The 18,835-nt window shown below is 64.3% G+C and carries 20 protein-coding genes; 8 read left to right on the top strand and 12 right to left on the bottom strand.

Annotated elements, in window-relative coordinates:
* The first annotated feature begins 1 nt into the window (after position 1).
* Genes JY451_07455 through JY451_07430 form a run of 6 tightly spaced genes read left to right on the top strand, consistent with a single transcriptional unit; the run spans position 2 to position 6,809 of the window.
* The gene (locus tag JY451_07455) at positions 2-2,335 is read left to right on the top strand and encodes a DUF2460 domain-containing protein (GenBank protein ID QZH76361.1); all 2,334 of its coding nucleotides are present in this window, start codon (positions 2-4) and stop codon (positions 2,333-2,335) included.
* Complete coding sequence (locus JY451_07450) at positions 2,332-3,153, top strand: DUF2163 domain-containing protein (GenBank protein QZH76360.1); 822 nt, start codon at positions 2,332-2,334, stop codon at positions 3,151-3,153. Before JY451_07455 ends, JY451_07450 begins: the two co-directional genes overlap by 4 nt.
* Positions 3,150-3,554 carry a C40 family peptidase gene (locus tag JY451_07445; GenBank protein ID QZH76359.1) on the top strand — a complete coding sequence of 135 codons (405 nt, stop codon included), beginning with the start codon at positions 3,150-3,152 and terminating at the stop codon, positions 3,552-3,554. The genes JY451_07450 and JY451_07445 overlap by 4 nt, the downstream gene beginning before the upstream one ends.
* Before the next feature lie 15 nt (positions 3,555-3,569).
* The gene (locus tag JY451_07440; GenBank protein ID QZH76358.1) at positions 3,570-5,753 is read left to right on the top strand and encodes a phage tail protein; all 2,184 of its coding nucleotides are present in this window, start codon (positions 3,570-3,572) and stop codon (positions 5,751-5,753) included.
* Between the two features lie 8 nt (positions 5,754-5,761).
* On the top strand, positions 5,762-6,220 hold the full coding sequence (locus JY451_07435; protein ID QZH76357.1) for a DUF2793 domain-containing protein: 459 nt from the start codon (positions 5,762-5,764) through the stop codon (positions 6,218-6,220).
* Between the two features lie 58 nt (positions 6,221-6,278).
* Positions 6,279-6,809, top strand: a complete 531-nt coding sequence (locus tag JY451_07430; GenBank protein QZH76356.1) for a superoxide dismutase family protein — start codon at positions 6,279-6,281, stop codon at positions 6,807-6,809.
* Between the two features lie 9 nt (positions 6,810-6,818).
* On the opposite strand, the gene queC is transcribed toward JY451_07430, so the two are convergent.
* The 6 genes from queC to JY451_07400 all read right to left on the bottom strand — a co-directional run bounded on the left by queC (position 6,819) and on the right by JY451_07400 (position 12,007).
* Entirely contained in the window at positions 6,819-7,502 is a 684-nt protein-coding gene (gene queC, locus JY451_07425) for a 7-cyano-7-deazaguanine synthase QueC (protein QZH76355.1), read from the bottom strand.
* A 40-nt stretch (positions 7,503-7,542) separates the two neighbouring features.
* Positions 7,543-7,920 (bottom strand): hypothetical protein, encoded by a 378-nt coding sequence (locus tag JY451_07420; protein ID QZH76629.1) that lies wholly within the window; start codon positions 7,918-7,920, stop codon positions 7,543-7,545.
* Positions 7,921-8,041: 121 nt separating this feature from the next.
* Positions 8,042-8,941 (bottom strand): Hsp33 family molecular chaperone HslO, encoded by a 900-nt coding sequence (locus tag JY451_07415; protein ID QZH76354.1) that lies wholly within the window; start codon positions 8,939-8,941, stop codon positions 8,042-8,044.
* 22 nt (positions 8,942-8,963) lie between these two features.
* Positions 8,964-9,896: an ornithine carbamoyltransferase gene (gene argF / locus JY451_07410; protein QZH76353.1), complete on the bottom strand. Its 933-nt coding sequence runs from the start codon at positions 9,894-9,896 to the stop codon at positions 8,964-8,966.
* Positions 9,893-11,086 carry an aspartate aminotransferase family protein gene (locus JY451_07405; protein ID QZH76352.1) on the bottom strand — a complete coding sequence of 398 codons (1,194 nt, stop codon included), beginning with the start codon at positions 11,084-11,086 and terminating at the stop codon, positions 9,893-9,895. The genes argF and JY451_07405 overlap by 4 nt, the downstream gene beginning before the upstream one ends.
* A 144-nt stretch (positions 11,087-11,230) precedes the next feature.
* Complete coding sequence (locus tag JY451_07400; protein QZH76351.1) at positions 11,231-12,007, bottom strand: cold-shock protein; 777 nt, start codon at positions 12,005-12,007, stop codon at positions 11,231-11,233.
* 233 nt (positions 12,008-12,240) lie between these two features.
* On the opposite strand from JY451_07400, the gene JY451_07395 reads away from it, so the two are divergent.
* Together JY451_07395 and JY451_07390 are read left to right on the top strand one after the other, a co-directional pair.
* Complete coding sequence (locus JY451_07395; GenBank protein QZH76350.1) at positions 12,241-12,639, top strand: hypothetical protein; 399 nt, start codon at positions 12,241-12,243, stop codon at positions 12,637-12,639.
* Positions 12,640-12,643: 4 nt separating this feature from the next.
* A complete protein-coding gene (locus tag JY451_07390) occupies positions 12,644-13,534 on the top strand; it encodes a sterol desaturase family protein (GenBank protein QZH76628.1) in 891 nt (296 codons plus the stop codon).
* A 118-nt stretch (positions 13,535-13,652) separates the two neighbouring features.
* Here JY451_07390 and JY451_07385 read toward each other — a convergent pair whose 3' ends face one another.
* The 6 genes from JY451_07385 to JY451_07360 form a co-directional block, all read right to left on the bottom strand.
* On the bottom strand, positions 13,653-14,786 hold the full coding sequence (locus JY451_07385) for an OmpA family protein (protein QZH76349.1): 1,134 nt from the start codon (positions 14,784-14,786) through the stop codon (positions 13,653-13,655).
* 269 nt (positions 14,787-15,055) lie between these two features.
* A complete protein-coding gene (locus JY451_07380; GenBank protein QZH76348.1) occupies positions 15,056-15,394 on the bottom strand; it encodes a P-II family nitrogen regulator in 339 nt (112 codons plus the stop codon).
* A gap of 218 nt (positions 15,395-15,612) precedes the next feature.
* Positions 15,613-16,986, bottom strand: a complete 1,374-nt coding sequence (locus JY451_07375) for an ammonium transporter (protein ID QZH76347.1) — start codon at positions 16,984-16,986, stop codon at positions 15,613-15,615.
* Positions 16,987-17,002: 16 nt separating this feature from the next.
* A complete protein-coding gene (locus JY451_07370) occupies positions 17,003-17,341 on the bottom strand; it encodes a P-II family nitrogen regulator (GenBank protein QZH76346.1) in 339 nt (112 codons plus the stop codon).
* Positions 17,342-17,520: 179 nt separating this feature from the next.
* Positions 17,521-18,213 (bottom strand): endonuclease/exonuclease/phosphatase family protein, encoded by a 693-nt coding sequence (locus JY451_07365; GenBank protein ID QZH76345.1) that lies wholly within the window; start codon positions 18,211-18,213, stop codon positions 17,521-17,523.
* Positions 18,214-18,226: 13 nt separating this feature from the next.
* The gene (locus JY451_07360) at positions 18,227-18,805 is read right to left on the bottom strand and encodes a pyridoxamine 5'-phosphate oxidase family protein (protein QZH76344.1); all 579 of its coding nucleotides are present in this window, start codon (positions 18,803-18,805) and stop codon (positions 18,227-18,229) included.
* Between the last annotated feature and the right edge of the window lie 30 nt (positions 18,806-18,835).

Raw genomic sequence — 18,835 nt, 5'->3', positions numbered from 1 at the left:
CATGGCTTATTGGCTCGCCACCGCCCGCGAGGGGCAGGACAGCGACTTTATCCAGCGGTTCGATCCGCGCTTCTGGACGGTCGATTTCCCGCGCCCGATGATGGCCAGCGTGGTCTCGACCGGACCCGATGCGCTGCGGGTGGAATGCGAATTCCATCACCTCGACGCACTGGCGGGATTGATCTGGGACAGCGAGGATCGCTTCGATCACCCGCTCACCGCCTATGCCACCAATCTGGACTACACCAACACCAGCCTGGCCTTTCGTTGGCGCTCGGAAGGCGTGCTCCCGCTCGATGCCGTGCACGGGCCGACTTTGACCATCGAGGGGCGCGATGCTGCCGGGACGGCGCGGGTCTGGTATGTGCGGCTGTGGAATTACGCCGCTGGGACTTCAACCGACGCCGCGATCAGCATAGACTTCTCGGACCTTCGCGAAGGCTGGCTGGCCGACGGCGCGCCGGTGCATCCCGCCGATATCGACCGCATGTTCATTTCGCTCGCCCCCACGGGTTACGATCCGGCGAGCACCGCGCTACTGCCCGCGCGCGTCAATGGCTGGGTCGAACTGAGCGCGATTGCCGCCGACGGCCAGCACGCGATGCTGGTGATCGGCGAGGCGCTGGTGCCGCCGCACGGGATCGGCATGGCGACGGCCTACGACGACAGCTACAACCTCACTCCTGCGAGGATGCTGCGCAATGTGCTGCATCTCGGCTATCGTGGCAGGCTGATCCACTATGTCGGGATGAGCCACTTTTTCCGGCTGGTGCCGAGAGCGGGCGATGCGCTGGTGGTAGATGCGGGCGGAGCGCTCTGCCAGCCGTGCGAAAGCTGGCACGCGGCCTTTCTGGCGGAGTGCGCGCGGCTGGGATTCGAACCGATTGTCTCACTTTCCTACGAGTTGTTCGAAGCGCATTGCCCCGATGCATGGAAGCAGCGGACCTTCGACGGCACGCCGGCACGTACCGGCTGGGTGCCGCCGTCCAACCTGCTGTCCCCCGCCTCTCTGCCTGCGCGTGCCTGGCTCCAGAGCGTCGCGGCGAAATTCGTCGCGCTGGTACAGGCAGCGGGGCTGCCGGTATTGTTCCAGATCGGCGAACCGTGGTGGTGGATCGTTCCCGGAACTTTCGAACCCTGCATCTACGACCCGTCTGCCCGGACGGCATTCCTTGCCTACGTCAGCGTGGCGCCGCGAATAGATGACATGCGCCTGCCAATGGGACCGGCGCGCGCGGCCTTGCTCGATGCCGCCGGAGCCATTCTCGCCGAATCGACCGCTGCGCTGGCAGCCAGCGTGCGCGCCGCTGCCGGAGGACAGGCGGAAGTGTTGTTGCTGGTCTTTACCCCCACCGTGCTCGATCCGTCCATGCCCGAACTGCGTCGCGTCAACATGCCGGAACAATGGGCCTGGCCCGCTTACGACCGGTTGCAACTGGAAGATTACGACTGGTTGACCGGCGGTGCCGAAGCCCTGCGCCGCAGTGCCTATGTGCAGGTGCAGGCACGGCTCGGCTATCCGCTGGAGCAGCAGGATTACCTGTCCGGCTTCGTCCTCGATGCCGTTGATGCCGAAGTCTACTGGGCGCGGATCGACGGCGGGATCGAGGAAGCAGGGCGGCGGGGGATCACGCAGCGCTACGTCTGGGCGCTGCCGCAGGTCGCCCGCGATGGATACGTCCGCCTGCCGCAAGAGGAGACCCAAGTGCAAGCCTTCGACGATGTGCTCTATCCGCTGGCGCTGGGCCGCGATGCCGGGGTCAGCCCCGAATTCTCGACCGCGATCTCGCTCACCGCTTCGGGCCATGAACGGCGCAACAGCCAGTGGAGCGATGCACGGCTTCATTACGATGTCGGCCCCGGCATCCGCAGCCACGCAGAACTGGGCGTGCTGCTGGAGTTCTTCCGCGCCCGACGCGGCCCGGCGCGCGGGTTCCGGCTGGCCGATCCTTACGATTTCAGCTCCAACGGGTTGACCGGGACGCCGACTGCGACCGACCAGCTGATCGGCGTGAGCGACGGGCTGGCGGCGACCTTCCGGCTGCGCAAGAACTACGGCAGCACCAGCGATCCGCAGGTGCGCTTCATCACCCGCCCCCGCGCCGAAACGATTCTCGTCAGTGTGAATGACACGCCACGCACCGACTGGGTGCTCGAAGCGGGTGGCCGGATCGTCTTCAACGCCGTGATCCCCGCAGGCGCACAGGTTCGGGCGGGCTTCCTGTTCGACGTGCCGGTGCGCTTTGCCGAGGACCGTCTGGACATAACTGGCAATACTTTCGCGGCGGGGGAAGCGGCATCGGTGCCGCTGATCGAAGTGCGGGAGGAAGTATGAGCCACGTGTTTCTTGCGACCGCGCTCGAAGGCGTGGCCACCTGGTGGAGCATCAAGCGACGGGACGGTGTGGCGCTGGGTTTCACCAGCCACAATCGCGATCTGGCCTTCGGCGGCATGACCTACCGCGCCGCGCCGGGGATGATCCCCTCCGCCATCCGCCGCACCGCCAGCCTCGAACGCGATGCGGTGGAGGTGGAAGGTGTGCTGGCGCACGATTCGATATCCGCCGCCGATCTGGAGGCAGGGCGCTATGCCCGGGCGCGAATTGCGATTGGGCTGGTGGACTGGGAGACGCTTGACCGGACCACGCTGTTCCACGGCGAACTCGGCAACGTGGCACAGCAGGACGGGACGTTCGAAGCGGAGTTGCGCTCAGCCAAGGCGAACCTCGAACTGGACATGGTGCCGCGCACCAGCCCGACCTGCCGCGCGGTGTTTTGCGATGCGGACTGCGGGGTAAATCCCGCGCGGTTCACGCACCTGCTGGCAGTGACCAGTATCGATCTGTTCGCCAACAGCGTGGGCTTCGCGGGTGCTCCGGCGGCGAGGGAAATGCAGGGCGGCTGGATTAAATGGGTCGACGGTCCGCTCGCCGGAGTGACCATGCAGGTGATCGATGACCTCGGCGCCGCGCTGGTCCTCGACCGCCCGCTAGTCGACGGAATTGCAACCGGCCAGCTCGCTTACCTGCGCGAGGGCTGCGACCACACTGTCGCCACCTGCGCCAGCCGCTTCGGTAATGCCGTAAACTTTCGCGGCGAACCGCACCTGCCGGGGAACGACCTGCTGGCGCGCTACCCGTCCAGTTCGGGATGAACGCCCATTCGCGCGCCCTCGCCGATGCGGCGCGGGCACTGCTGGGGACCCCCTTCCGCCTGTACGGTCGCGATCCAGCGAGCGGGGTGGACTGCATCGGCCTGGTCGCCTGTTCGCTCGTCGCCTGCGGGCAAGAGGTGCCGGAAATCCCGCGCTACGCCCTGCGCAACCTCAGCCTGTCGCCCTTCCTTGGCCTGCTGGCGGAGGCCGGATTTGCGCCCGTCACCACGCAAGTGCAGCCCGGCGACCTGCTGCTGCTCAAGCCCTCGCCCGGCCAGTTCCATCTGGCGATTGCCGTCGATGGGCGAGCCATCGCCCACGCCCACGCCGGTCTTGGGCGCGTCGTTCTTTCTCCCCTGCCCGCCCCGCATTGCATCTCCGGCCGCTGGCGGCTCACCTGAATTGGACCACTCCCCATGGCCACGCTCGTCCTTTCCGCCGTCGGCACCTATTTCGGCGGCCCCATCGGCGGCACCATCGGTTCGCTGATCGGCAGCCGGATCGACGCCGAACTGTTTGGCCCGTCCGACCGCGAAAGCCCGCGCCTGACCGAACTGAAGATCACCACCTCCAGCTATGGCGCGCCGGTGGGCCGTCACTTCGGCAAGATGCGCGCGGCGGGCACGATTGTCTGGGCGACTGAACTGCAAGAATCGAAAGAGAAGGTGGGCGGCGGCAAGGGCCAGCCGAGCACCGTGACCTACAGCTATTCGGCTTCCATCGCAGTGGCGCTCGCCAGTCGCCCGATAGCCGGACTGGGGCGGATCTGGGCGGACGGCAACCTGCTGCGCGGCGCGGCGGGCGACCTGAAGGTGGGCGGGACTTTGCGGCTCTACAAGGGCACCGGGAACCAGCAGCCCGACCCGCTGATCGCCAGCGCCGAGGGCAGCGAAGCGAGCGGCTTTCGCGGCCTCGCCTACTGCGTGTTCGAGGAACTGCAGCTCGCCGAATTCGGCAACCGCATTCCCGCGCTCACGTTCGAAATCATTGCCGACGATGGCGAAGTCAGCCTGACCGAGCTGGCAGCTACGGCGGGCGCGGAGGTAACGGTCGAACGCACCTTGCCCGCGCTCGAAGGCTTTTCCGATGAGGGCGGCGCGCTGGCGGAGACGCTCGCCGCGATCGATCTGCTCTATCCGCTTGCCAGCCACGCCTCGGGCGGCAACCTGACCATCGGCGATGGCGATCCGGCGGGCGAGCCGCTGCTAACCCTGCTCGAAGCGGTGGTCGATGCATCGGGGGACAGCTTCGGCGGCGCTTCCGGCAAGGCCCAGCGCCAGCGTGCCGACGACAACCGCGTCCCCGCGGGCCTGCGCTATTACGATGTCGAACGCGATTTTCAGGCAGGCCTGCAGCGTGTCAGCGGCCGCGCAGCGCCGGGGCGCAGCCGGATCATCGACTTTCCTGGTGCCTTGCAGGCCAGCAATGCCAAGGCTCTAGCCGATCATGCCGCCGAACGGGCGAATTTCGCGCAGGAGCGTATCGCTTGGCGGATCGCCGAAATCGATCCGGCGCTCGTCCCCGGCCAGGTCGTCGCCGTCCCCGGCAAGCCCGGCAAGTGGCGGGTTGATGCGTGGGAGTGGCGCGAGAATGGCGTAGAGCTGGAACTGCAACGGCTGCCGCAACGACGCGGGGCGGCGGTGGCGACGGTTCCGGGGCGGTCGCTTACCCCGGTGGATGCTGTCGCCACCCCCACGGTGCTCGCGGCTTTCGAATTACCGTGGGACGGCATGGGCTCGCCCGATTCGAGCCGGATCTATGCTGCCGCCAGTTCTCCGAGCGCAGGCTGGACCGGGGCAGCGCTCTATGCCGAGGATGGCGGCAGCCTTGCTCCCATCGCTGCGAGTGGATCGCGGCGGAGCGTGATCGGAATCACGCAAGGTCCGCTTGCGGCCATACGCACCGCGCTGGTGGATCGCCAGTCGGCACTGGTCGTAACGCTGGCATCGGCCGACTTCGTACTCGAAAGCCGCAGTCTCGAAGACCTCGCGCAAGGCGCCAACCGGGCGCTCGTGGGCGAGGAGGTGCTCCAGTTCGCCCATGCCGTTCACCTGGGCGGGGCAAACTGGCGAATTTCCACCCTGCTGCGGGGGCGCGGCGGAACCGAGCACGTCTCTCTTGCCGGTACACCAGCCGGAGCGGTCTTCGTACTGCTCGATGATCGACCCTTGTTGCTCGACGAAAGCCAGCTTAACTCAGCGCTTTCGATTGCTGCCATCGGTCTTGCGGACAGCCATCCGGTGCTCGCTTCGATCATCGGGTTCGGCACAACCTTGCGCCCGCTCACTCCGGTGCATCCGCGCGCCGCCGAATTGGCGGACGGTGGCCTTGCCCTGTGCTGGATCCGCCGTGCACGGGGAGCCTTCGGCTGGCCCGCGACCGTTGAAGTGCCGCTCAATGAACAACGCGAGGCGTGGGAACTTGGCCTGGGCGATCCGGACGCGCCAGTAATGCGCTGGGAAGTCTTCAGCCCCGCGCTGACGATCAGCGCGGCAGTGATGGGCCAATTGCGCGCAGACCATTCCGGCCAAGCGCTGTGGGTCCGCCAGATCGGCACCCACGCCCGTTCGCTCCCGCTTTTCCTGACCACCATTGCTTGAGGACCGCCATGACTGATCCCATCGCTTTTGCTTCCGCCACCCCGCGCTACGCCCTGCCCCAACTTTTCGTGGCGCAGGCACAGAAGGAACTCACATTGAACGAGGCACTCGCCCGGATTGACGGGCTGCTGCACCCGGTAGCGGAGGGCGAGGCCGACGCACCCCCCGCCAGCCCTGCCGATGGCGAATGCTGGATCGTCGGGACCGCTCCAACAGGCGACTGGAGCGGCCAGTCCGGCGCAATCGCGCTGCGGCAGGCCGGGAACTGGCTATTCGTTGCTCCGCGCGAGGGCACTTCCGTTTACGACAGGGCGGCAGGGAGCATGGCGCGTTATGACAGTGGGTGGCAGCGCAACTCCGCGATCTCTGCTCCTTCAGGAGGCACTTTCACCGATGTGGAAGCGCGCGCCGCAATTGCCGGACTGATTGCAGCACTGGCCGTAGCCGGGATCGTTCCCGAAATTTGATGGACCTTTCGTGCCGCTTATGAGTTAGGACGGGTGCATGCACGAAAGGACATTCCCCATGGCTTTGCGCCCCCTCCTCGCCGCCCCCTTGGCCCTGATCGCGCTGGCAGGCTGCCAGACCGCTTATGAAACCGCAGCCACGCAGATCGCAGAGGCATCGGTACTCGATCGGCAGGGCCAGCAAGTCGGCACCGCGCGAATGTTTTCGCTAGGTGGCGAAGTGACGCTGAACGCCAGCTTCACCGGGCTGCCCGCAGGCACGCGCGCGGTTCACCTCCACACCACTGGCGATTGCAGCGCCGCCGATTTCACCTCGGCAGGCGGGCATCTCAATCCCGGCGGCAACGAACACGGCACCCGCAATCCGCAGGGCGCGCATCTGGGAGACCTGCCCAATGTCACCATAGCCGCCGACGGTTCGGGCACGATGAGCACAGTGCTGCGCGGTACCCGCGAAAGTGTCGAGGCCGCGGTCTTTGACGCTGACGGTACCGCCATTGTGGTGCATGAAAGTGCCGACGATTATGCGACCGATCCTACCGGCGCAGCTGGTGGCAGGATTGCCTGCGGAGTGGTGGCGCGGGGTTAGAGCGGGGATCTAGGCCGCGTAGGTCGTGGTGTCCGTGACGCCCGCCTCGATAAAGCCCTTACGCCGCAGACGGCAAGAGTCGCACAGCCCGCAGGCCAGCCCCTCCCCCGTCGGATCATAGCACGACCAGCTCCACGCCGGATCGAGCCCCAGTCGCGCGCATTCGCGGGCAATATCGGCCTTGGTCATGTGCTGGAGCGGGGTGTGGATGATGAAGGGATTGCCCTCTATCCCCTGCTTCGTCCCCAGCCGGGCGGTCTCCGCAAAGCTGGCGATGAATTCGGGTCTGCAATCGGGGTAGCCCGAATAGTCGAGCGCATTCACTCCGATAAAGATGTCGCCCGAAGCGCAGCTTTCCGCGAAGGCCGTCGTCAGCGCCAGGAATAGCAGGTTGCGCGCCGGAACATAGGTGACGGGGATATCCTCTCCCACCCCGCCCTTGGGCACGTCGATTTCCGCCGTCAGCGCTGAGCCGCCAAAGGCGCGCAAATCGAGCGGCAGGGTGACATGGCGCACGACACCCAGCCGCTGCGCAATGGCCTGAGCCGATTGCAGTTCACGCCGGTGCCGCTGGCCGTAATCGATGGTCAGCGCGTTCAGCGCAAAGCCCTGCTCCAGCGCCAGCGCCGCCGAGACCATCGAATCCAGTCCGCCCGAGAGCAGAACGATAGCGGTTTTGTTCGGCGCGTTCATGGGGCGGCGCTAGGCAAGTGTGGCGGCGCGGGCAAGCCCGTCAGCAGCTCCCGGTGCGTCGCGCTTCGCCTTCAATGGAAAAAGGCGCACCCGCGCGAATGCCTTCGCTGCGGATCTGCACCAGGGCGTTGCCTTCCTTGCGGATCGTAGTGCGGCCATATCCGTTACCGCGGCAGGTGTATTGCACTGTCACCACATTGGCCTCGTCACGCACCACGAACTGCTCACATCCCGGCTGGCGGTGGCGCAATTGGATGAATTCGCGCCCGGTGCGCACACAGATCTGCTCACTGGTGCCTTCCTCGCGCAGGGTCAGCGTCCAGCTACCGCGCGTCAGGGTATCGAGCATGGCCAGTTCGGGAGCCTGCGCGGCAACGGGTGCGACCAGAAAGGCGGCCGCCAGCAGTCCGCCGGTCAGTCTTTCAGCTATTGCCAAACGCATTGTCGAATTCCCCACGTGCATTTGTCTCCCATAGCAGAACAATTCTGAACGACCAATTGCCCTTTTCGAGGGATGAGTCGTGATATTGCCGAGGTTGCTAGTCCTGAATGGCAAACTCCTTCGAACAGAACGCGCAATCGACCACGATTATCCCGGCTTCATTGGCCATTTCACGGCGCTCTTCCTTCGGGAAGCGCGCCAGTACCTCTTCGAAATGGGTCACCGTGCAGCGGCACCCCTTCCTGATACGCGCACCCGGCACCACCAGCACTTCAGGCTCTTCGTGGTACAGACGCCAGACCAGATCTTCGAGCGACAAATCCGGATCTGCCAGTTCCTCGTGGCGAAGGGTGTCGGCCAGAATCGCAACGTGCTCCCACTCCGGGTGATCGAGCCGTGCATGCAACCGCTCGCGGCCTTCCTCGCCATCGGGCAGGTGCTGGATCAGCATTCCGGCGGCGCAATTGCCTGCTGCGCCTGAGCGGATCGCGGTGCGGATGCGCGTGGGCACCTGCTCACTCTGCGCGAAATAGCCTTCCACCGCAGCAGACAGCGAATCACCTTCCAGCGGCACGATGCCCTGATAGCGCTTGCCCTGACTGCCGATATCGAAGGTGATCGCCAGGTGGCCTTTGCCGAACAGGTTGGCCAACGACACGTTGGCTCCGCCCAGTTCGCCGACCCGCTCCGCATCATGCTCGATATAGCCCCGCAATTCGCCGTTGCGATAATCGCAGACCAGCAGGCTGGCCACGCCTCCCACACTTTGCGCCTGCAGGGTCAGCTGGTCGTTTTCATCCTTGAGCAGACCGCCCATCAGCACGGTCAGCACCAGCGCTTCGGCAAGGCAATGGGTCAGCGCAGGCGGATAGTCGTGCGCGCCGAGAATCTCGTCGAGCACCGGCCCCAGCCGTACGATCCGCCCGCGGCAATCGCGGTCGGGCAGGGTGAAGCCGAGCAGGCGGTCGGTGTGAATGTCTTGATCGATCCGGTTCATGCCCGGAATATGGGGAGTGCTTTCATCCGAGCAAGCCGAAGCACCACAGCAGCACCGACTTCTGCGCGTGAATGCGGTTCTCCGCCTCGTCGAACACAACAGATTGCGGGCCCTCGAACACGCCCTCGCTCACCTCTTCCCCGACATGGGCGGGCAGGCAGTGCAGGAACACCGCGTCAGGCTTGGCCAGCGCCATTAGTGCGGAATCGACGCGATAGGGCTCCATCGCGGCGAGCTTTTCTGCCGAATCGGCCTGCCCCATCGACACCCAGGTATCGGTAACCAACACATCGGCCCCGGAAGCAGCCGCCGCTGCGTCCTGCGTCAGCACGACAGCACAACCGGCAGCGCGCGACATATCGACGAATTCGGCCTCGGGCTCATAGCCCGCAGGCGTAGCGATCCTGACGTTGAACTTCATCAGCGCCGCTGCCTCAAGGATCGAATGCAGCACGTTGTTGCCATCACCGAACCAGGCCACTTCCAGTCCAGGCAGCGGCTTCTTGTGTTCGATCATGGTCAGCAGGTCGGCGACGATCTGGCATGGGTGCGAACGATCGGTCAGGCCGTTGATCACCGGCACGCTGGCATGGCGCGCCATCTCCTCGATCTTGGCGTGGTCGCTGGTGCGCACCATGATCGCATCGGCCATGCGGCTGAGTACGCGTGCGGTATCGGCAATCGATTCGCCGCGCCCCAATTGCGAAGTACCCGCATCGAGGATCAGAGCAGAGCCCCCGAGCTGGCGCATCGCCATATCGAAGCTGACGCGGGTGCGGGTGGAGTTTTTTTCGAACACCATCGCCAGCACCCGGCCTGCCAAAGGCGCATCGGCATCGGCGCGCCCCTTGGGCTGGCCCTGCCGCGCGGCCTTGCGATCGATCGCATCGCCCAGCATCGCCGCGATGGCGTCTCCCCCCGCATCGCTCAGATCGAGGAAATGCCGCGCGGTCATGCCGGAACCGGCTCAGGCTGGTAACTCGCCGCAGCTGCCGACAGCTTGTCGAAGAATTCGTCCATCTCCGCATCGCCGATCACCAGCGGTGGCAGCAGCCGCAGCGTCGAATCCCCCGCCGCAACGGTCAGCAGTTGGTGGTTGTCGCGCAGGTGGATCATGAATGGACGCGGTTCACCCTTCATCTTGAGGCCGAGCATCAGCCCCATGCCGCGCACTTCGACGAACAGATCGGGGTAATTGCCGATGAACTGTTCGAGCCGCCCGCGCAGCCGCTCGCCCTTGGTGCGGACTTCGGCAAGGAATTCCTCGTTCGCCACTGCGTCCAGCACGGCCATGCCCGCAGCCATCGCCAGTGGATTGCCGCCGTAGGTGGATCCGTGGGTGCCCGCCACCATGCCGCGCGCGGCCTTTTCGGTGGCGAGGCAGGCGCCGATCGGGAAGCCGCCGCCGATGCCTTTCGCCGTCGCCATGATGTCGGGCTCCACGCCGTACTGCTCGTAGGCATAGAGCGTGCCGGTGCGGGCAACGCCGCACTGCACTTCGTCGAAGATCAGCATCAGGTCGTGCTTGTCTGCCAGCTCGCGCAGTCCCTTGATGAATTCGGGCGAACCGGCGCGGATGCCGCCCTCGCCCTGCACCGGCTCGACCAGAAAGCCCGCCGTGTTCGGGCCGATGGCCGCCTTGGCGCCTTCCAGATCGTCGAAATCGACGTATTTGAAGCCCGGCAGCAACGGCATGAAACCCTTGTGCATCTTCTCCTGATTCGAAGCGCTGATCGTGGCCATCGTCCTCCCGTGGAAGGCGTTCTTGAAGGTAATCAGCTCGAACTTGTCGTCATTGCCGACATGCTGGTGATAGGCGCGCGCGGTCTTGATCGCGCATTCCACCGCTTCGGCACCCGAATTGGTGAAGAACACCGTATCGGCAAAGGTCAGATCGACCAGCCGCTGCGCCAGTGCCTCGCCCTGCGGGCTGCCGTAGAGATTGGAAACGTGCATCAGCTTCGCCGCCTGCTGCTGGATCGCCCCGATCAGCCCTTCATGGTTGTGGCCAAGCAGGTTGACCGCGATGCCCGCAGCGAAATCGAGATAGCGGGTGCCGTCCTCATCGATCAGGTGGCAATGCTCGCCGCGCACAGGCCGCACGCCGCACCGGGGATAGACGGGCATCAGCGCAGGTATCGACATCGGTTATTCCTTCATCAGACAAAAAGAGAAAGGGCGGCCAGGCCCCGTGGGACCGACCGCCTTTACGCTTCTCTCTTATGATGGAGCAGGCGGCCGGTCAAACGCTCGGCCGCCCAAAACCCGGTCTTGCACCGGGAGCGGCCTTCAGGCCTGAACCGGAACCAGGTTAACGGCCGAGTACTTGCCTCGTCGATCGACTTCGAGATCGAACTCGAAGCGGTCACCCTCTTCGATGCCCTGCAGGCCCGAGCGTTCCACCGCGCTGATGTGCACGAAGGCGTCTTCCTTGCCATCGTCGCGCGTGATGAAGCCGAACCCTTTCATCGCATTGAAGAACTTGACCGTGCCCACGGCCTTGTCACCGGTCAGCTCGCGCTGCGGTGCTGCCTTCGCAGGAGCAGCGATGACATCGCCGACGATCTGCAGATCGGCCGCCGAAACCTTGCCGCCGCGATCGACGAGATTGAATTGCAGCTCCTGCCCTTCGGCAAGCGCTTCCAGGCCGGCACGCTCGACCTGACTGATGTGGACGAACACGTCTTCCCCGCCTTCATCGCGCTGGATGAAGCCGAAGCCCTTCGCGGCGTTGAAGAACTTGACCTTGCCCTGGCCGGTGCCGACGACCTGCGCGGGCATGCCGCCACCGCCGCCACCCGGACCGCGCGGAGCACCGCCGGCGCCACCGCCACGCGGGCCGCCGCTGAAGCCGCCACCACCGCCGCGGTTGCCACCGCCGAAGCTGCTGCCGCCGCCGCCGCCGAAGCGATCACCGCCGCCACCACCGCCAAAGCGATCATTGCCGCCGCTGCGCCAGCCGCCGCTTTCCATCGGCTTGGGTTCGCCGAAAGGATCGAACCCTTCTTCTCCGAAACCATCCCGCTTGTCGCGTCCCCGCCCGCGACGTCCTTTGTCGTAACCCATGTAAACCAAAAACCCTTGACCGCGTCCTGCCACTCAAGCCGGCGATACGGACGATATTCCCGCCGACCGGAAGCGATGGACTTGCCCGCCACTCCAGTTGCGGGCTTATAGACGCAAATCCGGGCCGATGCGAATGATTTAAGAATGCTACCTATTGGCGCCGGTTTGGCCCCACGATTTGAATGCGAAGCGGCGCTTTCGGTAGATATTTGGGAGCAGGAATTGGGTTGGTAATGACAGGTCAGGTTGCACAGTTTACCGCATCGCTCGGCGCAGTGGTGGCGCTGGTTCTGCTGGTGCATTTTCTCGGCTTTTCCAAAGGTGGACTGCTCGGTTCGGAAGCCGAAGCGCGCGAGATGCTGCGGCTGGCTCCCGGTGGGTTCGAACCGATTGCTCTGGCGCTCGATAGCGAGGGGAGCGGAGCCATTGCGCGCGACAGGGATGGCCGGATTGCGCTGCTTGCGCCCCACGGCGGGCAGTTCGTAGCGCGGGTGCTGCTCCCATCCGCCAGACTATCGGCCAGTGACGGCAGGCTCACCATCGTTTGCAAGAATATCGGCCTAAGCGCGTTCACCCTGCGGCTCGGCGATTCGGCAGGAGACTGGGCGGCGCAGCATGAGGATGCTAGCTGACAACATGCCTTTCGATCCTGTCGCCTATGCCATTCCCGTATTCGTGTTACTGATCGTCGCCGAACTGCTGTGGGCAAGGAAGCGCAATCCGGCAGCCTACGAATCGCGCGACACCGCGACTTCGCTTGCCATCGGACTGGGGAGCACGGTGGCGAGTGGATTCGCTGGCGGGGCGGTGGCGGGACTGCTGGTCTGGGCTCACAGCATCGCGCCGGTCGAGATCGGCTGGGCCTGGTGGGCCTGGCCGTTGTGCTTCGTGCTCGACGATCTGGCCTATTATTGCTTCCACCGCAGCGCGCACCGGGTGCGCTGGTTCTGGGCGAGCCACGTCAACCACCATTCCAGTCAGCACTACAACCTCTCGACGGCGCTGCGGCAGAGCTGGACGGGGTTTGTCGCGCTGTCGTTCGTGTTCCGGCTGCCGCTGGCGCTGGCGGGATTGGAGCCGGGAATGATCCTGGTCTGTGGCGGGTTCAACCTGATCTACCAGTTCTGGATCCATACCGAAGCGATCGGGAGGATGCCGCGCTGGTTCGAAGCAGTGATGAACACGCCCTCGCACCACCGAGTCCATCACGCGGTGAACGCGCGCTATCTCGATCGCAATTACGCGGGAACTTTTATCGTCTGGGACCGGGTGTTCGGCACATTCTCACCCGAGGACGATGCGGACCGCATTCGGTATGGGATCGTTCACCAGCTCGGCAGCTTCAACGTGCTGAAGGCGGTGTTCCACGAATGGGTGGCCATTGCCCGCGATATCGCGCGCGCGCCGTGGCGGCACAAGTTGTCCTACCTCTGGCGGGAGCCGGGCTGGAGCCACGATGGAAGCCGCGAAACTTCGGACATGATTCGGGCGCGATGGAGAGAAGGAAACTTGCAGCCGCCCCGGTAATCTCCCCGTCAGGACCAGGAAGCTAGCAAGGCCCAACACAAAGGGCCGGGAGATTGCTCTCCCGGCCCTTCGTTTGTGTGCCGTTGTGGCAGGTTAGGGCTCAGTTGCCCGAACGCCCTTAGTTACCGGAGCCGGGGCCGTAGGTAACTTCCACGCGGCGGTTCTGCAGTTCGCGGACACCGTCGGCAGTGGCGACGCGGGGCATCGATTCGCCGAAGGCTTCGCTGCTGATCCGCGCGGCAGGAATGCCACGACCGGTGAGGTAGTCACGCACCGCAGCGTTACGACGCTCGGACAGGCCGACGTTGTAGGTGGCTGCACCCGAACGGTCAGCGTGGCCTGCCAGCATGACGCGGGCGGTGCCGCAGTCGCGATAGGCAGTGGTGGCCGAGTTGAGCACGGTAGCCGCTTCCGGCGTGATCGCCGACTGATCCCAGTCGAAGAACACGATGTAAGGCCCGGTGTTGCACTGCGCCTGCGGCGGCGGAGGCGGCGGGGGCGGAGGAGGCGGAGGCGGCGGAGGCGGCGGTGGCGGAGGAGGCGGGGGAGGCGGAGGCGGCGGAGCCACATCGCCACCCAGATTGATAATCACGCCAAGCCGCGCCGAATGCGTCGCCAGTTCGAATTCATTGGTCCGGCCGATAGAATCGGTCAGGGTGAATTCCTGGGTGCTGAAGTAGCGATACCCCAGAGAAACTTCGACATCATCGTTCACAGGGAAGCGTAGTTGCGCCAGCGCCTGCCATGCCCACTGGTGATCTTCGTCATCCAGATGACCGGGACCGCTGGGGGAAGCGGTGGTATCGGCGCCAAGCCAAGTGTGACCCGCGCCCGCTCCGATCGAGAAGCCGATGCCGTCTTCACCACCGAAATCGAGCAGCGCATTGGCCATGACCGAAGTCTGCCGCAGTTCGCCACCATAATTCAGTGTTCCGGTTACCGGAGTGTCGTCGAACAAGGGGATGCCAACGCCGTCATCAGGAGTGGAGATTTCGGCCACGTCCCATTCGCGATACGAGCCTTCGATCTCGGTGCGGAGCACACCCCAGTCATAACCCAGGAAACCGGCGAGTTCCCAGCCGATATCGCTCGAGGTGGTCGAGGCATCGGAGACATCGCCAATGTCGGTATCGAAATCATCCGGGAACACCACGCCGCCTTCGGCACCGAAATAGGCCTGGCCGTCCCGGGCCATTGCCGGCACCGAAAGGGCAACCGCAGCAACACCCAGTCCGAGAGCAATTTTACGCATAGCAATAAATCCCCTTTGAACCTTCACACTTCCCCTTAAGAGGCGCGTGGAATTAAGGCAACCGGCACTCCTTTCGAAGCCACTTCAAAAGAAGTTAAGCGATTGGCTTGGAACGCGATACCGCATCGCGGCATAATGGCCAAGTCCCTATAATTCAGGCGCAATTAGCCTGCCGAAGGCAATTCGCTGCCCATCCGCGCCGCACTGTTGCAAAAATATAACGTAGTCGCGAATCTGACACTTCGCGAAGCAATTTGATAAATGCTGCCTCAGAGCGCGAGTTCGCCTTCTTCGCCCGTACGGATTCGCGTTGCGCTACCCAGTTCGAGAACGAAGATCTTGCCATCGCCAATCTGGCCATTGTTGGCCGCGGCACGAATGGTTTCGACTATGCGCGGGGCAAGATCGTTACTGGCGGCGATTTCCAGCCGCACCTTTGGGAGCATGTTCACCGCATATTCTGCACCGCGGTAGATCTCGGTCTGCCCCTTCTGCCGCCCGAATCCCTTGGCTTCGCATGCGGTCATCCCGGTGACACCGATCCCGGCCAAAGCCTCGCGTACATCGTCCAGCTTGTGCGGCTTGATGATAGCGATCACGAGTTTCATCGGGAGTTCTCCTGTTGCTGCGTCACTTGTGCGGCGGATCGCCCCCGGCTGGCAACTGGAAAGTCTGGCAGCGGTTAGGTCTGGTAACAGGAAAAATGACAAAAAAGGGGCCGGAGCGGGTGGCTCCGGCCCTTGTCAGTTGTACGTTCGCAGGAGGAACGTGGTGAGGCGGGGTCGAGAGGGAGAGGAGGAGGTTCCCGACCCCGCCAAGCTGGGTATCAGTTGTAGGCGCGTTCCCCGTGTTCGGAGATGTCGAGCCCTTCGACTTCGGCTTCTTCGGTAACCCGGAGGCCGACGACCATCTTGGTCAGCAGACCGGCAATCAGGGTGCCGATGCCGGCCCAAAGGATGGTGATGACGACGCTCTTGAACTGGATGAACAGTTGCGTACCCATCGCCGTCGATCCGTCGCCGGGGCCGCCCAGGAAGGCCTGGTAGACCACCGCCGTGCCGATCGCGCCGACGATGCCGCCGATCCCGTGGATGCCGAAAGCATCGAGCGAGTCGTCATAGCCGAACTTGCCTTTCACCTTGGCCACCGCGAGGTAGCAGATCAGCGATGAGACAATGCCGAGCAGGATCGCGCCGAACGGCCCGGAATTGCCCGCCGCCGGCGTAACCGCAACCAGACCGGCGATCACGCCCGAGCAGAAGCCCAGCGCCGAACCCTTGTGACCGGCAATCCGCTCGATCACCATCCACGCCAGACCGCCCGCCGCCGTGGCGACAAAGGTGTTGATCATGGCGAGGCCCGCAGAACCGTCGGCTTCGAGCGCCGACCCGGCGTTGAAGCCAAACCAACCGACCCAGAGCAGTCCGGTGCCGACCATTGTCATGGTCATCGAGTGTGGCGGCATCTGCTCATCGGGGTAGCCGCGACGCTTGCCCAGCAGGTAGGCGAGGACGAGGCCCGAAACACCGGCATTGATATGCACCACGGTGCCGCCAGCGAAATCGAGCGCGCCGTCTTCGAACAGCAGGCCACCGCCGGCCCACACCATATGCGCGATGGGAAAATAGACGATGGTGAGCCAGAGCGGCACGAACATCATCGTGGCGGAAAACTTCATCCGCTCCGCCGTCGATCCGAGGATCAGCGCGGCGGTGATGGCGGCGAAAGTCATCTGGAAGCTGATGAAGACATATTTGCTGATGACTTCATCGGTGAAGGTGGCTGCCGTGCTGCTGGCATCGGTGCCGGACAGGAAATAGCTGCCGCCGCTGATGAACAGGCCCAGCGTGCCTTCATAAACCGTATCGCCAAAAGCCAGCGAATAGCCCCACATCACCCAAACCAGCATCGCCAGAGCGGCAGTCGCGCCAATCTGGGTCATGGTGGAAAGCATGTTCTTGGATCGGGTCAGGCCGCCGTAGAACAGCGCCAATCCGGGCAGGATCATCAGCAGGACGAGGATGGTAGCGGTCATCATCCAGGCGTTGTTGCCCGGATTGGGCACGGCCGGAGCAGCTTCAACCACTGCTTCAGCGACTTCCGCCACGGGCGCATCGGCCACGACGGCAGCAAGCGCCGGGTGCGATGCGAGCAGTGCGGTCAGGCCGACAGCACCGATTTTGATAAGTGTCGATTTCATGTTCTTGACCCCCTGATCAAAGCGCGGTTTCGTCGGTTTCGCCGGTGCGGATCCGCGTGGTCGACGCGAGGTCGAGCACGAAAATCTTCCCGTCGCCGATGCTTTGCGTGCTGGCGGTTTGCTGGATGGCTTCGACCACCTTCGGCATCATCTCGTCGCTCACCGCGATTTCGAGCTTCACCTTGGGCAGCATGTTGACCGAATATTCGGCGCCGCGATAAATTTCGGTCTGGCCCTTCTGGCGGCCGAACCCTTTCACTTCCGAGACGGTCATCCCGGCGACACCGACCCCGGCGAGCGCTTCACGCACTTCGTCGAGTTTGAACGGCTTTATGATGGCGATGACAAATTTCATCACTGACCCCTGTTCTTCGCCGGCGTCATCCCCGGCCAGGGGTTCCTTCTGCAAGGGGTGTGCCAGTTTCGCTTTCGGGTGGATTTACAAAGGCGTTAGAGCGAGCGGCACGGTGGGCGCATGTTGCAGCGCACAAAAACCGGGCAGCGGCGCTTAAAATTGAGGCAGGGTTGCGGGCGTCAGGCCTTCAGCGAAAGCACGGCGCGGATCGGCAGATGGTCCGATGCCTGCCGCGCAAGCATGCTATTGTGAACGCCCATCTCCTCTACCTGCCAGTCAGGCGTGTGCATCAGCCGGTCGAGCGCGAGCACCGGGCGGCGCGCAGGGAAACTGTTGCCAGGCGCGATCACTTCCCAGTGCGCCGCCAGCCCGCGCTCGCCGCCGATCGGGCGAATCCATTCGTTGCAATCGCCGAGCATCACCGCAGGGAGGCCGGGCGCGCGGCTGGCGTTGCAGACATGCGCGAACTGCCGCTTGCGCCGCAGCCCGCTGAGATCGAGATGCATGCCCGTCACGCAAATCTCCTGCGTGCCGCTGCGCAGGGTCGCCCGGATAGCACCGCGCGGTTCGATGCGCGGGAGATGCGCGGCCTCGACTTCGACGATCTCCAGCCCCTCGCGCACCAGCAGGGCATTACCGTGCCAGCCCATGCTGGCCGGCAAGGTGGGGACAGCGCCCACCTGCCAGCCGCGCGCGGTCAGGTCGCCCAGATCGAGCACGCTCTGGCGATTGCCGAAGCGGATATCGACTTCCTGCAGCGCGACCACATCGGCATCCAGCTCATCGATCACGTCGAGAATCCGCAGCGGATCGCGCCGCCGGTCCCCGCCAACGCCCTTGTGGATGTTGTAGCTCGCAAAAGTGAGCCGCATCAGCTTTCCCCCCTCAATTTTCGGGGTTCGGCATGGTTCCGGCAATATAGCGATCGGTCGGGCGCGTCGGCAGGCCGTCGATAGATTCGCGCCGCCGCTTGTGCTTGCCCGCCCATTCGACCGGATCGGCCTGCGCATGGTATTTCACCAGCGTTTCGCGGTGCCGCTCGAAATCCATCATCGGCACGCCCCAGCCGCAGCTGGTCTGGACACTTTCGACCGCGATATCGAAAATCTGCCGCGTGCCGGGGAGCAGTGTGAAATGCGCGGAAATCTCGTCCCAGCCGCTTTCCCAAGGCAGCACCGGCTTGCCCGTGCCGTAGATGCGCAGGATCAGCGCCGGGTTCTCGAAATTGCAGACCATCAGCGTTATTCGCCCGTCTGCTATCAAATGCGCATTGGTCTCGTTCCCCGATCCGCCGAGATCGAGATAGGCGACCCGGTCTGGCGCGAGTACCCGAAAGGTATCGGCCAATCCCTTGGGCGACAGGTTGATACGCGCGTCAGGTGCAGCCGTGGCAACGAAGAACACCGGCTGGCGTTCGATCATCGCGATATGCTTGTCGGTGAGGGTGTCGGTGAAATCGGCCATCAGGAAGGTCTAACTGCCCTTTCCCTGACT

The organism is Erythrobacter sp. (assembly GCA_019739335.1).
GTDB lineage: Bacteria > Pseudomonadota > Alphaproteobacteria > Sphingomonadales > Sphingomonadaceae > Alteraurantiacibacter.
This window is presented reverse-complemented; position numbering and strand designations above follow the sequence as displayed.